This is a genomic window from Streptomyces roseicoloratus (genome assembly GCF_004117935.1).
GTDB lineage: Bacteria > Actinomycetota > Actinomycetes > Streptomycetales > Streptomycetaceae > Streptomyces > Streptomyces roseicoloratus.
This window is the reverse complement of sequence record NZ_SDOY01000062.1, coordinates 1-14,600: the sequence shown is the minus strand read 5'-3', so window position 1 is coordinate 14,600 and position 14,600 is coordinate 1. Positions and strand designations below refer to the sequence as shown.

15 protein-coding genes and 1 pseudogene are annotated in these 14,600 nt (G+C 73.8%); 9 read left to right on the top strand and 7 right to left on the bottom strand.

Features of this window, described 5'->3' with window-relative positions; genetic code table 11:
• Positions 1-51 precede the first annotated feature (51 nt).
• From ESG85_RS05290 to ESG85_RS35680, 4 genes and pseudogenes are all read left to right on the top strand, one after another.
• The gene (locus ESG85_RS05290; protein WP_128976846.1) at positions 52-1,776 is read left to right on the top strand and encodes an FAD-dependent monooxygenase; all 1,725 of its coding nucleotides are present in this window, start codon (positions 52-54) and stop codon (positions 1,774-1,776) included.
• Positions 1,777-1,802: 26 nt separating this feature from the next.
• Positions 1,803-1,958, top strand: a complete 156-nt coding sequence (locus tag ESG85_RS36870; protein ID WP_425471160.1) for a putative leader peptide — start codon at positions 1,803-1,805, stop codon at positions 1,956-1,958.
• A gap of 76 nt (positions 1,959-2,034) precedes the next feature.
• Positions 2,035-2,571, top strand: coding sequence for a cupin domain-containing protein (locus tag ESG85_RS05285; RefSeq protein ID WP_246094811.1), 537 nt, complete (start codon positions 2,035-2,037; stop codon positions 2,569-2,571).
• Between the two features lie 122 nt (positions 2,572-2,693).
• Positions 2,694-3,083, top strand: a pseudogene (locus ESG85_RS35680) (rhodanese-like domain-containing protein); the annotation flags it as partial.
• Between the two features lie 246 nt (positions 3,084-3,329).
• Here ESG85_RS35680 and recX read toward each other — a convergent pair.
• Both recX and recA read right to left on the bottom strand, forming a co-directional pair.
• The gene (recX, locus tag ESG85_RS05275) at positions 3,330-4,016 is read right to left on the bottom strand and encodes a recombination regulator RecX (protein WP_246094810.1); all 687 of its coding nucleotides are present in this window, start codon (positions 4,014-4,016) and stop codon (positions 3,330-3,332) included.
• Complete coding sequence (recA, locus tag ESG85_RS05270) at positions 3,904-5,037, bottom strand: recombinase RecA (RefSeq protein WP_128976843.1); 1,134 nt, start codon at positions 5,035-5,037, stop codon at positions 3,904-3,906. The genes recX and recA overlap by 113 nt, the downstream gene beginning before the upstream one ends.
• A gap of 235 nt (positions 5,038-5,272) precedes the next feature.
• Here recA and ESG85_RS05265 point away from each other — a divergent pair, with 235 nt between their 5' ends.
• From ESG85_RS05265 to ESG85_RS05250, 4 genes are all read left to right on the top strand, one after another.
• On the top strand, positions 5,273-6,466 hold the full coding sequence (locus ESG85_RS05265; protein ID WP_128976842.1) for a sensor histidine kinase: 1,194 nt from the start codon (positions 5,273-5,275) through the stop codon (positions 6,464-6,466).
• A complete protein-coding gene (locus ESG85_RS05260; RefSeq protein WP_128976841.1) occupies positions 6,463-7,128 on the top strand; it encodes a response regulator in 666 nt (221 codons plus the stop codon). Before ESG85_RS05265 ends, ESG85_RS05260 begins: the two co-directional genes overlap by 4 nt.
• A 173-nt stretch (positions 7,129-7,301) precedes the next feature.
• A complete protein-coding gene (locus ESG85_RS05255) occupies positions 7,302-8,597 on the top strand; it encodes a cytochrome ubiquinol oxidase subunit I (RefSeq protein WP_128976840.1) in 1,296 nt (431 codons plus the stop codon).
• A 66-nt stretch (positions 8,598-8,663) separates the two neighbouring features.
• Positions 8,664-9,443, top strand: a complete 780-nt coding sequence (locus ESG85_RS05250) for a cytochrome d ubiquinol oxidase subunit II (RefSeq protein ID WP_128976839.1) — start codon at positions 8,664-8,666, stop codon at positions 9,441-9,443.
• Here ESG85_RS05250 and ESG85_RS05245 read toward each other — a convergent pair.
• The gene (locus tag ESG85_RS05245; protein ID WP_128976908.1) at positions 9,434-10,588 is read right to left on the bottom strand and encodes an AI-2E family transporter; all 1,155 of its coding nucleotides are present in this window, start codon (positions 10,586-10,588) and stop codon (positions 9,434-9,436) included. The genes ESG85_RS05250 and ESG85_RS05245 overlap by 10 nt on opposite strands.
• Positions 10,589-11,045: 457 nt before the next feature.
• Positions 11,046-11,240 carry a DUF3046 domain-containing protein gene (locus tag ESG85_RS05240; protein ID WP_128976838.1) on the bottom strand — a complete coding sequence of 65 codons (195 nt, stop codon included), beginning with the start codon at positions 11,238-11,240 and terminating at the stop codon, positions 11,046-11,048.
• 79 nt (positions 11,241-11,319) lie between these two features.
• Between ESG85_RS05240 and ESG85_RS05235 the strand changes: the two genes are divergently transcribed.
• On the top strand, positions 11,320-12,255 hold the full coding sequence (locus tag ESG85_RS05235) for a hypothetical protein (protein ID WP_128976837.1): 936 nt from the start codon (positions 11,320-11,322) through the stop codon (positions 12,253-12,255).
• A gap of 36 nt (positions 12,256-12,291) precedes the next feature.
• On the opposite strand, the gene ESG85_RS05230 is transcribed toward ESG85_RS05235, so the two are convergent.
• The 3 genes from ESG85_RS05230 to ESG85_RS05220 form a co-directional block, all read right to left on the bottom strand.
• The gene (locus tag ESG85_RS05230; RefSeq protein ID WP_128976836.1) at positions 12,292-12,600 is read right to left on the bottom strand and encodes an AzlD domain-containing protein; all 309 of its coding nucleotides are present in this window, start codon (positions 12,598-12,600) and stop codon (positions 12,292-12,294) included.
• Complete coding sequence (locus tag ESG85_RS05225) at positions 12,597-13,469, bottom strand: AzlC family ABC transporter permease (protein ID WP_128976835.1); 873 nt, start codon at positions 13,467-13,469, stop codon at positions 12,597-12,599. The genes ESG85_RS05230 and ESG85_RS05225 overlap by 4 nt, the downstream gene beginning before the upstream one ends.
• A 150-nt stretch (positions 13,470-13,619) precedes the next feature.
• Positions 13,620-14,456: an AraC family transcriptional regulator gene (locus tag ESG85_RS05220; protein WP_246094814.1), complete on the bottom strand. Its 837-nt coding sequence runs from the start codon at positions 14,454-14,456 to the stop codon at positions 13,620-13,622.
• Positions 14,457-14,600: the final 144 nt, after the last annotated feature.

Sequence of the window (14,600 nt, the reverse complement as noted above, 5' to 3'; positions counted from 1 at the left end):
CTGTGCTTCCCGTACGACCGTACGGATCTGCCCGCCTCCAGGAGTCGCGCCGTGGACCCGGTGATCATCGTGGGCGCGGGGCCCGTCGGCCTCGTGCTCTCCCTCGCCCTGGCCGCCCAGGACGTGCCCAGCGTCGTCCTCGACGAGGGCCCCGGCAAGGAGGAACCGCGGCCGGCCCGCACCGCGGTGCTCCGCGCCGACATGGCCGCCCTGGTCGAACGGCTCGGCTGCGCCACGCTCCGTGACGAGGGGGTCCGCTGGGTCGGCTGGCGCACGCTGCGCCGACGGCAGCAGACCCGGCACGTGCGGCTCGACCTCGGCCTCGGGATCGCCGGCGACGGCTCGGACGGTGAGCCCGCGGGGCCGCCCGCACCGCTGCACATCCCCCAGCACGCCCTGGCCCGCGGGCTGCGCGACGCCATCGCCCGGCAGGACCTCGTCACCCTGGTCACCGAGGCCCGGGTCGACACCATCGAGCAGGACGAGCACGGCGTCAGCGCCCACACCCGGGGGGTCGACGGCACCTGGTGGCGCGGCAGCCATCTGGTCGGCTGCGACGGCGCGCGCTCCACCGTCCGCAAGCTGCTCGGCGTCCGTTTCCCCGGCCGTACGGCGGTGGAACGGCACGCGGTCGCCGCGCTGCGCACCGAACTCCCCTGGGCCGGCGAGGCCCTGCTGCACCGTCAGCCGGTCTGGCGCGGCGTCGGCGACGAGATCACGGCCAGGCCGCTGCCCGACGGGGTGTGGCGGATCGACTGGCTGCTGCCGCCGCGCGGCGAGCTGGTCACGCCCGACGCCCTGGTCGCCCGCATCCGCGACACCCTGGCCGGCTGGTGCGAGGGCGCCACCCCGCCGTACGAGCTGATCGACACCGGCGTCCACACCGTCCATCACCGGCTGGCCCGGCGCTGGCGGGTGGACCGGGTCTTCCTCGCGGGCGACGCGGCGCACCTGCTGGGCGCGGTCGGCACCCAGGGGCTCGACGAGGGCCTGCGGGACGTCGACAACCTGTCCTGGAAGCTGGCCCACGCCTGGCACCACCGCGACGCCTCGCCGGCCCTGCTCGACAGCTACCAGAGCGAGCGGCGCTCGGCCGTCGCCTCCCGGCTGCGCGCCGCCGACCAGTCGCTGCCCGTGCTGCGCGGCGGCGGAGGGCTGCGGACCTATCTGCGGGGCGGGTCGCGCGGCCATGACGCCCTGCTCACCGACGGGCACCTCGGGCGCGGGCCGCTGGGCGCGCCGCCCGCGTATCCGCACTCGCCGCTGGCGCCCGAACCCGCCGAGGGCCGGATCCCGGTGGGCACGCCGGACGGCGCGCCGGTCGAGGACGTCCGGGTGACCGCGCCCGACGGCACGACCGTACGGCTGCGGGACCGGCTCGGTCAGGGCCGGCTGCTGGTACTGCTCGTCGCCCCCGGGACCGGTGTGTGGGACCGGCGGCACTGGGTGAGTGCGGGGGTGATGCCCCGGCTCGCCGAGGCCGTGGACGCCCTGCCCGCCCCGGCCGAACTCCTCGTGACGGAGGCCTATCCCGGCGCCCCCGCCCACGCCGTCCTCCTGGTCCGCCCGGACGGCCACCTGGCGGCGGCGTTCGCCGGGGTGCGGCCGGAGGAACTGCACGCGGCGGCCGACTCGGTCCGGGGCGGAGCCGCGGCCGAGGAGGAGCCGGCGGGAGCGGAGACGCCGGGCGCGAGCGGGGCGAGGAGCGGAGGCGGTGGCCGTGGCGGTGGCGGTGGCCGTGGTGGTGGCGGGGATCGTACGGCGGACGTGAACTGAGGCTCGGAGACCGGTCCTCAGGGGGTGTGACGGTCGTGTTGACACCTGATGAACGTCGATTGACCGCCGCGGAGGCACGTGGTGTACTCCGGAGCGTGACCGACACCGATGTGCGCCTGTGGCGGAGGGTCCACATGGACCTGCTCCGCTACGCGGGCTGCACGTGTCGCCCGTCCTGCTGAATTCGCCTCCCCTTCCCCTTGCTGCGCGGGCCCACCGGGTTTTCGCGCGCGCTCGCGAACCTCAGGACGGTCCTCCGTGTCCCGGACACAGCACGCCCCCGCGCCCGTTTCGGGCTCTTCCGCTCCCACCGAGGCCGAGTTGCTGGACTTCGTCCGGCGCACGGCCGCCGACGCCGCCCTCGTCCTCTCGCTCCCGCTCGATCCGGAGGGCCGCACCTGGGTGCGGCTCGACGGTCCGGGCGGCTGCGAGGCCTGGCTCATCGGCTGGCCGCCGGGCACCGGCACCGGCTGGCACGACCACGCCGAGTCGCTGGGTGCCTTCGCCACCGCTCGCGGCCGCCTGCGGGAGAACTCCCTCGCCGTACGGCTTCCGGCGGGCGGCTGGAAGAACCTGGAGCTGGCCGAAGGCGTCGACCGCAGCCGTGAGCTTCCGGCCGGCCGGGGCCGCGCCTTCGGGCGCCACCATGTGCACGAGGTGTTCAACGAGTCCGCGTCCGAGCACGCGGTCTCGGTGCACGCCTACTATCCGCCGCTGCCGCTGATCCGGCGCTTCAGCCGGACGGGCGCGGTGCTCCGTCTCGAGCAGGTCGAACGCCCGGAGGACTGGCAGTGAGCGGCAAGGCACCCACCGACGCGCCCCACGAGGTTTCGAGCGGGTCTCCCGTCGGCTCCCCCACCGACTCCCTCGCCGGGACTCCCACCGGCTCGCCCGTCGGCTCTCCCACCGGGTCTCCCATCGGCTCTCCCACCGGTATCGACGAGCTGCTCGAACGGGTACGGGCCCGTCTCGACCGTGTCGAGGCCCGCACGGCGTACGAGGCGCACCAGGCGGGCGACGTCCTTCTGGTCGACACGCGCTACGCGGCCCTGCGTGAACGGGACGGGCTGGTCCCGGGTGCGCTGGTCGTCGAGCGCAACGAACTGGAGTGGCGGCTCGACCCGCTGGGCAGCCACCGCCTGCCCGAGGCCGACCGTCACGACCTGCGGATCGTCGTCTTCTGCAACGAGGGCTACGCCTCCTCCCTCGCGGCCGAGTCCTTGCGCCGGCTGGGCCTGTACCGCGCGACGGACCTGATCGGCGGCTTCCAGGCCTGGAAGGCGGCCGGCCTCCCGGTCCTCCCGCCGACGGCGGCCGAGGCGGGCGCGACGAACCGGGCCCCGTCCGGTGGATCAGGGCTGCGTGAGGCCGAGCAGCAGGGAGCCGGCCCGCACGGCGCTGAGCCGCATGGGGCCGGACCGCACGATGCTGAGCCGGACGGTGCTGAGCCGCACAGTGCTGAGCCGGACGGTGCTGAGCCGCATGGGGCGGGGCCCGCACGATGCTGAGCCGGACGGTGCTGAGCCGGACAGGCCCTAACAGGTAACAGGGCCCTAGAAGGGCTCTTCCAGGCCCTCGGTGTCCTCGCCCTCCTCCTCCTCCAGGGCCTGGCGGACCACCCTCAGGGCCATGCCCTCCGGGTATCCCTTGCGGGCGAGCATGCCGGCGAGCCGGCGCAGCCGGCGGTCCCGCTCCAGGCCGCGGGTCGCGCGCAGCTTGCGGTCGACCAGCTCGCGGGCCCTGGCCTCCTCCTGGTCGGAGTCGAGCCGGTCGACCGCATCCTGGATGAGGCCGGGGTCGACGCCCTTGGTCCGCAGCTCGCGGGCGAGGGCGCGGCGGGCGAGGCCACGCCCGTGGTGACGGGACTCGACCCAGGCCCCGGCGAAGGCGGCGTCGTCGATGAGCCCGACGTCCTCGAACCTCGACAGCACCTCGTCGGCGATCTCGTCGGGGATCTCCCGCTTGCGCAGGGCGTCGGCAAGCTGCTTGCGGGTGCGGGGGGTTCCGGTGAGCAGGCGCAGGCAGATCGCCCGCGCCCGCTCAGCCGGATCCTGGGACGACAGCTCCTTCTCGGCCCTCGACGAGTCGGGGCTGCCGTCCGGCCATTCGGTGCGACCGGTCACCGGGTCAGCTCTTGGCCGCGGTGGCCTTGGTCGCCTTGGCGGCCTTGGCCGGGGCCGGGACGGACTTGCCCGCCTCGTCCGCGCCCGCCGCGTCCGTGCCGCTCGCCGCGTCCGCACCCGGCTCGGCCGAGGGCTCCTCGGGCCGGACACCGACGCCCAGCTTCTCCTTGATCTTCTTCTCGATCTCGTTGGCGAGGTCGGGGTTGTCCTTCAGGAAGTTGCGGGCGTTCTCCTTGCCCTGGCCGAGCTGGTCGCCCTCGTAGGTGTACCAGGCGCCGGCCTTCCGCACGAAGCCGTGCTCCACGCCCATGTCGATCAGGCCGCCCTCGCGGCTGATGCCCTGGCCGTAGAGGATGTCGAACTCGGCCTGCTTGAACGGGGGCGCGACCTTGTTCTTGACGACCTTGCAGCGGGTGCGGTTGCCGACCGCCTCGGTGCCGTCCTTCAGGGTCTCGATGCGGCGGATGTCGATGCGCACCGAGGCGTAGAACTTCAGGGCGCGGCCACCGGTCGTGGTCTCCGGCGAGCCGAACATGACGCCGATCTTCTCGCGGAGCTGGTTGATGAAGATCGCGGTGGTCTTGGACTGGTTGAGCGCGCTGGTGATCTTCCGCAGGGCCTGGCTCATCAGACGGGCCTGGAGACCGACGTGCGAGTCGCCCATCTCGCCCTCGATCTCCGCGCGCGGGACGAGCGCGGCGACGGAGTCGATGACGATGAGGTCGAGGGCGCCGGAGCGGACCAGCATGTCGACGATCTCGAGGGCCTGCTCGCCGTTGTCAGGCTGGGACAGGATGAGGTTGTCGACGTCGACGCCCAGCTTGCGGGCGTACTCGGGGTCGAGGGCGTGCTCGGCGTCCACGAAGGCGACCTGACCGCCGGCCTTCTGCGCGTTGGCCACGGCGTGCAGGGTCAGGGTCGTCTTGCCGGAGGACTCCGGTCCGTAGATCTCGACGACGCGGCCGCGCGGCAGGCCGCCGACGCCGAGAGCGACGTCGAGGGCGGTCGACCCGGTCGGGATGACCTCGATCGGCTCCTTCGAGCGCTCTCCCATGCGCATGACGGCACCCTTGCCGAATTGCCGTTCAATCTGTGCGAGCGCGGCGTCGAGCGCCTTCTCGCGGTCGGTTCCTGCCATGGGTTCCACCCGGTTTGCTTGAGTCGATCGCTTCATGGGAAAGACGCTAACCCCTGCCACTGACAACGGGCCCCGACGTCCTCTCCGGCCTGTGGACAACCCGGCGACAAGCCCGGGTTCCCAAGGCCCCGAACCTCCATGAGAATGGATGTTCGATTTTTGTGTCAAGCGCACCACGCCGGGGAGGACGGGACGTCGACGACCCGCGCGGCGGGCCCGCGCCTATCCTTCCGGCATGGCCCTCTCCCTCCGCCCGCGGGACGTGCGCGACGGCGTCGTGGCCCTGGTCGTGCTGCTCGTCGTGGCGGTCTGGACGCTGATCGTGGCGCACTACGAGCCGGAGCCGGCCGGGCGCACGGCGATCGGCTGGGCGCTCATCCTGGTCGGGTGCGGAGCGCTGTGGTTCCGTCGCAGGCAGCCCGTGGCGGTGGCCGTCGTGACCCTCCTCGCCTGCGCCGTCTACTACCCGCTGTCCTCCCAGGACGGCCCGCTCCTGATCGCCTTCGCGCTCGCGCTGTACACCACCGCCGCCGAAGGGCGGTTCGCCGCCGCCGTCGCGCTGGCGGCCGTGACGCTGCTCGCGGTCGCCCTCGGCGAGATCCGTCAGGAGCCCGGGCAGCGGCAGATCGACGACACCTCGCTCGCGATGATGGCCGGCTGGCTGATCAGCCTGGTCGCGGTCGGCCGTGCCCAGCGCAACCGGGTCGCCTATCTCCACGAGGTGGAGCAGCGCGCGCTCGCCGCAGAGCGGGAGCAGGAGGCCAGGGCCCGGCAGAGCGCCACCGAGGAGCGGCTGCGGATCGCCCGCGAGCTGCACGACATCCTCGGCCACAGCATCTCGCTGATCAACGTCCAGTCGGGCGCCGCGCTGCACCGCCTCGGCAAGAAGCCCGCGCCCGACCTGGCCCTCGCCACCGCGCAGGACGCGCTGCGGGCCGTACGCGACACCAGCAAGGAGGCGCTGCGCGAGCTGCGCGCCACGCTCGGGGTGCTGCGCCGGGCCGACGAGGCCGCACCGACCGCTCCGGCGTCCGGACTGGCACTGCTCCCGGAGCTCGTGGAGCGGGCCGGGAGCACGGGCCTCGACGTCCGTACCCGGGTCGACGGCAGTCCCGTACCGCTGGCGCCGCCGGTCGACCTCGCCGCGTACCGGATCGTGCAGGAGTCGCTCACCAACGTGACCCGGCACTCCGGCGCGCGCTCGGTGCTCGTGACGCTCGGCTGGGGCGCGGAGGAGCTGCGGCTGCGGATCGAGGACGACGGCCACGGCACGCCCGACGACCGGCCGTCGGGCAGCGGCATCCGGGGCATGGCCGAACGGGCCCGGGCCTTCGGCGGCGAGCTGACCGCCCGTAACATCCCCGGTGGTTTCCGGGTCGACGCCCGGCTCCCGTACACGCCCCTCGCCGACAAGGGAGATCCCGCATGATCCGCGTCGTGCTCGCCGACGACCAGACCCTGGTCCGGGCCGGCTTCCGGTCGATCCTGGCCGACGAGGACGACATCGAGGTGGTCGGCGAGGCGGCGGACGGCGAGCAGGCCGTGGCACTGGCCCGCGAGCTGCGCCCGGACGTCGTCCTGATGGACGTCCGGATGCCGGTCGTCGACGGCCTGGAGGCCACCCGCCGCATCACGGAGGACGACCGTCTCACAGGGGTGCGGGTGGTCATGCTCACCACCTTCGACGTCGACGACTACGTGTACGGGGCGCTGCGCGCCGGCGCCAGCGGCTTCCTGGTGAAGGACACCGAGCCGACGGAACTGCTGCATGGGGTGCGGGTGGTGGCCCGCGGCGACGCCCTGATCGCCCCGGCGGTCACCCGCCGGCTGATCGCCGAGTTCGCGGGCCGGGTGCGCCGCCCCGACCCGAGCCCCCGGCTCAACGCCCTGACCGAGCGGGAGCGCGAGGTCATGGGCCTGGTGGGCGCGGGCCTCTCCAACGACGAGATCGCCACCCGCCTGGTGCTCTCGCCGGCGACGGCGAAGACCCACGTGAGCCGGATCATGACCAAGCTGGACGTGCGGGACCGGGCGCAGCTGGTGATCCTCGCGTACGAGTCGGGGATGATCACACCGGGCTGGATGGCCTGACCGCGGGGCGTCACCTCCGCACCCTCCGCGGGTCCCGCCGTCCCCTAGGGGACGGGGCCGGCCGGACGCAACCGTGGTGGTACGCGCGCGTGGACGCGCGCAACCGGGGCGGTAGGCGGACTGTCCACCACGGGCGGACGCCGCGGCCCTGACCGTACGCCGACGCTGAGGGGGTGAATCCCGACGTACTCGATCTCGCGCGGCTGCAGTTCGCCCTCACCGCCGGCGGACACTTCCTCTTCGTCGCCCTCACCCTCGGTCTGGCGACGGTCGTCGCCGCGCTCCAGACGAAGGCCACCGTCTCCGGCAAGCCGCTGGACGCGCGCCTGGTCCGCTTCTGGGGCCAGCTGTACGTGATCAACTACGCGGTGGGGATCGTCACCGGCCTCGTGATGGAGTTCCAGTTCGGCATGAGCTGGAACGGCCTCACCCACTACGCGGGAAACGTCTTCGGCGCCTCGCTCGCCGTCGAGACGATCGTCGCCTTCTTCGTCGAGTCGACCTTCCTGGGCCTGTGGATCTTCGGCTGGCACCGGCTGAACCGCTGGGCGCACCTCGCCGCGATCTGGGTCGTCACCCTCACCGCGTACCTGTCGGCCTACTGGATCCTGGTCTCCAACGGCTTCCTCAACCATCCCGTGGGCCACCGCACCGAGAACGGGATGCTGGTCCTGGACGATCCGGTCGCCGTGCTGACCAATCCCTCCGCGCTGCTCGCGTTCGGGCACATCGTGGCCGGGGCGCTGCTGACGGCCGGGTTCTTCATGGCGGGAGTGAGCGCCTACCACCTGTTCCGGCGCAGCCCGGAGTGGCGGTTCTTCGGGCGGAGCCTGCGGATCGGGGTGTTCCTGTCGTTTCCCGCGCTGATGGTGACGGCGGTCTTCGGCGGGCTCCAGTTCTCCACACTGAGCACCTTCCAGCCCATGAAATCGGCTGTGTTCGGTCAGAAGACCGCCGAGATCGCGCAGATCCAGGCGGACATGGTCGCCCGGTTCGGACCCGGCGACTACGTGCCCTCGATCGGCTGGACGCGCGGCGCGGGGCTGGTCATGCTCATCTGCTTCGCCCTGATGATGTACTTCACCTTCGCCGGCGTCATCCTGGCCTTCTTCAGGACCGTCGTCTTCCGCTTCCGGCCCTGGCACGTGGCCCTGATGGCCGCCGTCCCGCTGCCGTACCTCGCGATGATCAGCGGCTGGGTCTTCCGGGAGGCGGGCCGCCAGCCCTGGGTCGTGTACGGCCTCCTGAAGACCGAGGACGCGGTCTCCGGCCTCTCCGCCGGGCAGATGCGACTCTCGCTGACCGTGTTCACCACGCTCTTCGTGCTGCTCGTCGTCCTCAACGCCTGGCTGCTCGTCCGGCACGCCCGGCGCGGTCCCGTCGAGGCCGGCGGCCTCGGCCACGACGACCGCGGGGAGGGACCCGACGCACCGGACCCGGCCGACGCCCTGCCCGCGGCCCGCTACTGACCCGCCTCACCTCCCACTGAGCCGCCCTGCCGACCCGCCCCGCCCACCCGAGGAGCCGATTCGACCGTGGACACTCTCGCCCTCGCCCTGCTCGCCTTCTTCGTCTCCGGCTGGTTCGTGCTCGCCGGCGCGGACATCGGCACCGGCATGCTCCTCCCGTACCTGGGCCGGGATTCCGGCGAACGGCGGCTGGTGATCGCCTCCTTCGCGCCGTTCTTCCTGGGCAACGAGGTCTGGCTCGTCGCCACCGCCGGCCTGCTCGCAGGCTGCTTCCCCGAGCTCGAAGGCGCGCTGCTCACCGGTCAGTTCCCGGTGCTCCTGCCGCTCCTGGCCGGCTGGATCGTGCGGGACCTCGGGCTGTGGACGCGCGGCCGAGGGCCGGGGCGGCGCTGGCGGGCGCTGTGCGACGGGGCCGTGACGGCGGGCAGCTGGAGCCTCGCGCTCTCCGCCGGCTGGCTGCTCGCGGCCCTGCTGACCGGCCGCCCGTACGAACCTGCCGGCGGGCCCGTCGCCGTCCTCACCGCCCTCGCGGTGGCCGCCCTGTTCGCCGCCCACGGGCTCGGCTTCGCCTCGCTGCGCCTGACGGGCGTGCCGTACGAGCGCACCCGGCGGCTCGTCGGGCGGGCCGGCCGCCCCTGGCACCCGTTCGCGCTCACCGCCGTGCTGCTCGGCGGGCTCCCGCTCGCCGCCGGCGGCACCCTGGCCCCCGGCTCGTACACCGCCGACCCGGCGACGCTGCGGCTGCTCGTCCCGGCGGTCCTCGCCGTGACGGCCGGGACGGTCGCCGTACAGGCGTGGATCTGGCGGCTCTTCCGCCACCGGGTGACGGGCCCGTCCTACCTCTGACCGCCGCTCGTGGGCCCGTCCGGCTCCGCCGGTTCCTTCTTGCCGTGGTGCAGCGCCTTCTGGAGGCGGGCGACGACGGCCTCCCCGTACCGCCGGTGGCCGTGCACGCGCGGGTCGTCGGTCACGTCGTACCGCTTCACGTAGGCGCCCAGGAAGGCCTGGAGCGTGGCGACGGCGGGGATCGCGATCAGCGCGCCGACCGCGCCGAGCAGCGCCGTGCCCGCGATGACCGAGCCGAAGGCCACGGCAGGGTGGATGTCGACGGTCTTCGACGTCAGCTTGGGCTGCAGCATGTAGTTCTCGAACTGCTGGTAGACCACGACGAAGATCAGCACCCACAGCGCGTACCAGGGGTCCACGGTGAAGGCGATGAGCATCGGCAGGGCGCCCGCCAGATAGGTGCCGATGGTCGGGATGAACTGGGAGACCAGTCCGACCCAGACCGCCAGCGCGGGCGCGTACGGCACGTCCAGGATCTCGAAGAGCACGAAGTGCGCGACTCCCGAGATCAGGGCCATCAGACCGCGCGAGTAGAGGTAGCCGCCGGTCTTGTCGACGGCGATCTCCCAGGCCCGCAGCACCTCGGTCTGCTTGGCCGGAGGCAGGACCGAACACAGTGCGCGGCGCAGGCGCGGGCCGTCGGCCGCGAAGTAGAACGAGAACAGGAAGATCGTCAGGAGCTTGAAGAGCCCGCCGAGGAGGGTGGCGGACACGTCCAGGACGCCGGCGGCGCTGTTCTGCACGTACTTCTGCAACCAGCCCGAGCGCAGCACGCTGTCCTGCACCTCGACCCGGGACAGCTCGGTGTGGAAGTGCTGGTTGATCCAGTTGATCAGCGAGTCGAGGTACTTGGGGAAGTTCTCGACCATGTCGACGATCTGGCCCGCGAGCATCGAGCCGAGGAGGACGACGAAGCCGACGCTGACGACCAGGACGCCGAAGAAGACGATGAAGGTGGCCAGGCCCCGGCGCATCCCGCGCGCCGCCATCCGCCCGACCGCCGGCTCGATGGCGAGGGCCAGGAAGAAGGCGAGCAGGATGTTGACGAGCAGCCCGATGAGCTGGTGGAACGCCCAGCTGCCGAGCTGGAAACAGGCGTAGAGCGCGAGCGCGAGCACCAGGGCGCGGGGCAGCCATCGCGGCATGTGTGCCGCCGTGGCGGGGCCGGCCGTGGCGGGGCCGGCCGTGGCGGGGCCGGCCGTGGCGGGGCCGGCCGGAGCGGCGCCCGTCGGGGCGGATTCCGTCGGAGCGGCGCCGGTCAGGGCGGAGCCGACCGGTGGCGCGCCGGTCGCGGTCACGTCGGCCGGCGCGGGAGCGGGCGCGGGCGCGGGGCCGGACGGCGCGTCCGCGATGCGGCCGGTCGCTGCCGTTGCCGCCGGCTCGACGTACTCGACGCCCTCGCGGGCCTTGCCGGTGCTGTCCGTCCTGCCGGTGTTGCTCGTCTCGCCGGTCTCGCCGGTCTCGTCGGTCTTGCCGGCGTCGCCGTTCCTGTCCGTCCTGCCGGTGTTGTTCGTCTCGTCGGTCTCGTCGTCGTGCTCGTCAGTCGGGGCCACCCCGCCAGTCTCGCGCACCGCTCGGACATTCCGGCCAGGGGCCGTCACATCACCGCTTCTCGTCCGGCACGCCGACCGCCGCGCAGACCGCACGCCACACGTCCTTGGCCTCCCAGCCCGCGTCGAGGGCCTGGTGCACCGTCCGCCCGCCGAGTTCCGTCATGACGTGGTCCCGGGCGAAGGACTCGACGTAGGACGTGCCGAAGTGCTCGGTCATCCGTTCCCAGAAAGTCGTCAACCGCATGACCCCAGTATCCCGCCCTCAAGGGTGCAGCCCGGTCCGTAGCCCTTGTCAGACGGGCGTTCCGGCCTACGGTCGGACCATGGCCGGAAAACCTCCAGAAACCCCCGCTCCGCCCGACTCGCCCCTCGCACGGGCCGAGCAGTTCGTCTGGCTGACCGCCCGTGTGCTCGAACAGCGCCGGTTCGCCTACCACTTCCTGCGCGGCGGGGCGGATCCCGTCGAGGCCGCCCTCACCGCGTACCTCAACGAGGACGGCGGCTACGGGCACGCCCTCGAACCCGATCTGCGCGGACCGGTCAGCCAGCCGCTGCACACCGCGCACGCGCTGCGCGTGCTCGACTCCATCGGCCGGTGCGGCGGCCTGCGGGTCGAGCGGATCTGCCGCTATCTGACCGAGGTCTCGACCCACGACGGCGCGCTGCCCGCCGTCCACCCCTCACAACGCGGCTACCCGGCGGCGCCGTTCGTCCCGGTCGTCGACGAGCCGCCGAGCGAGCTGCTCACCACCGGCCCGGTGGTCGGGCTGCTGCACCGCAACCAGGTGTGGCACGCCTGGCTGTTCCGGGCCACCGAGTTCTGCTGGGCGGCCGTGGACGCCCTGGACAAGACCCATCCGTACGAGGTGCAGGCCGCCGTCGCCTTCCTCGACGGGGTCCCGGACCGCGCCCGCGCGCAGGCGGCGAGCGACCGGCTCGGGCGGCTGGTGCGCGAGCGGCGGCTCGTCGTGCTGGACCCGGACCGGGCGGAGGACCACCCGGTGCCCGACGGATACGCGCCGGGCGAGTACCACCACCCGTACGACTACGCGCGCGTGCCGGACTCGCTGGCCCGCCGCTGGTTCACGGACGAGGAGATGAGCCGCTCCCTGGACCACCTCGCGGCGGCGCAGGAGGAGGACGGCGGCTGGCCCGTCACCTGGCGCCTGTGGGCGCCGGGCAGCGCGCTGGAGGCCCGGCCGATCGTCACCGTGGAGGCGCTGCGGACGCTGCGCGCGCACGGCCGCCGGATCGGCTGACCCTCCCGGCCGGCACGGACGGCCGGGCCGGGCCGGTCAGCCGCCGAGGGCGCGGACGCCGGCCGTGACGAGCACCGCCGCGCCCACGACCACGAGGAAGGGGGCGCGCAGCAGCAGCGCGAGGGCCGCGGCGGCGAGACCGGCGGCACGGGCGTCGGCGGTGAGGGCGCCCTGGCTGCTGAAGGTCTGCTGGGCGGTGAGGGCGGCGAGCAGGGCGACCGGGACGAGCGCGGCGAGCCGGCGGACGAGGGGCCGCTCGAGGGTGCCGGCGGGGACGAGGAGGCCGAGCAGCTTGACCAGGTAGCACCCGGCGGCGGTCAGCGCGATGGCGATCCAGACGTTCATCGGCTCTCGTCCTCCGGTCGGCCTTCCGTCGTCCGTCGGCCGCCGGTCGGACGGCCGTCCTCCTGGTGACCGTCCGACTCGGGGCCGTCCTCCTGGCGACCGTCCGACTGGCGACCGTCCGACCTGCGACCGGCCGGCTGACGGCCGTGCGCTTCGCGGCCGCGGAACCAGAGCACGGCGGGAGCGGCGAGCGCCGCGGCGAGGACCGGGACGCCGGCCGGCAGCACGGGCAGGAGGCCGAGGCCGAGCAGCACGGCGAGCGCGGCGGTGGCGCGCTCGGTGGCGCTGCGGAGCATGGGGGCGAGGAGGGCGAGGAAGACCGCAGGCCCGGCGGCGTCCAGGCCCCAGGCGGCGGTGTCGCCGATGGCCTCCGCACCGAGGGCGCCCAGCAGGGTGGTGACGTTCCACAGCACGTACAGGGTCAGTCCGGTGACCGTGAAGCCGAGGCGCGCGGACCTGCGGTCCGGCTGCGCGAGGGCGACGGCCGTGGTCTCGTCGATCACCCACTGCGCGGCGAACGGCCGGGCGAGCGGGCGCAGGGCGAGCAGCTGGCTGAGGCGCAGCCCGTAGAAGGCGTTGCGGGTGCCGACGAAGAACGCCCCGGCGGCGGCCGTGAACGGGTTCCCGCCCGCGGCGAGGGCGCCCACCAGCGCGAACTGCGAGGCACCGGTGAAGACGAGCAGGCTCAGCGCACAGGTCTGGAGGAGGCTGAGCCCGGCGCCGGCCGAGGTCACGCCGAAGGCGAAGCCGGAGAGGCCGACGGCGATGCCGACGCCGAGGGCGTCGCGCACGACGGCGGAGTCGCTCTTGGCGGGCCCGGCGGCGGTCGCGTCCCGGCGTGCGTCCGGAGGTGCTGTCTGTTCTGCCACGTCAGCGACGGTACGGAGGGAGGGCGGGCCGGGTCTTGTACGTTCTTGCGGCGGTACGCGCGCGTGGCGCCGCCCAGCCCCCTCGGGGCGGGGCACGTGGCGCCGCCCAGCCCCCTCGGGGCGGCCGCGGCCCTCGCGGCGGCCCCGCTCCTATCCGCGCGGGTTGCGCCAGTCGCCCAGGTCGCGCAGTCCGTGGGGATCGCGCAGGCCGCGTGCCCGCTGGTAGGCACCCGGAGGCACGCCCACGCTGCGGGTGAAGTGCCGGTTGAGGTGCGGCTGGTCCGTGAAGCCCACGGCGACCGCGGCCTCCGCCGGTGGCGTCCCGGCGTCCAGGAGACGCCGTGCCCGCCGTACCCGGGCGTCGGTCAGCCAGGTGTGCGGCGGCATGCCGTACGCGGCGCGGAAGGCCCGCAGGAGGGCGAAGGGACTGGTGCCGAGCTCGGCGGCGAGCCGTTCCAGAGTCGGCGGGTCCGCCATCCTCTCCTCGAGGACGGCACGCGCGCGTGCGGCGTCCCGTGCGCCGGCCGACAACGGTGCCGGCGGCCTGACGCGGCCGCCGTGGCTGCGCAGCATCCGCGCGATGACCAGCCGCAGCAGGCTGTCGGCGGCGAGCGCGTTGCCTTCCTCGGCGGCCCGGTGCACCTCGACGACGAGCCGGGCCGCGTACGGGTCGTCGACGACGGGCTGGGCGAAGCCGATGTCGCCGCGCAGCGCGACGGTGTCGTCGGCGATCTCCCGGATCAGCCCGGCGTCGGGATAGATCGTGCGGTACGTCCAGCCCTCGGGCACCCCGGCGTGCCCGGTGTGCGGGGTGTCGGGGTTGACCAGCGCGATCTGGCCGGGCCCGGCCCGGACGAGGTCGCTGCCGTAGTGGAAGGCCTCGACGCCCTCGGTGATGGCGGCGAGGACGAAGCTCTCGTGGGTGTGCCGGGAGAAGGACTTCCGGACGTAGTGGGCGTGCAGCAGATCGACGCCCGGCAGCTCCACCGGCCGCCAGTACCGCGCCCGCTCTCCGCGCGTGGTGTTCCGCCCCTGGCTCTCGGCGGGCGCGCCGCTGTGGTCGCCCTCGGCCACGGCATGCCCGCGCGGCGCGCCGACGGCGCGGGCCGGCCCTCCGGCGGCGCGGGACGG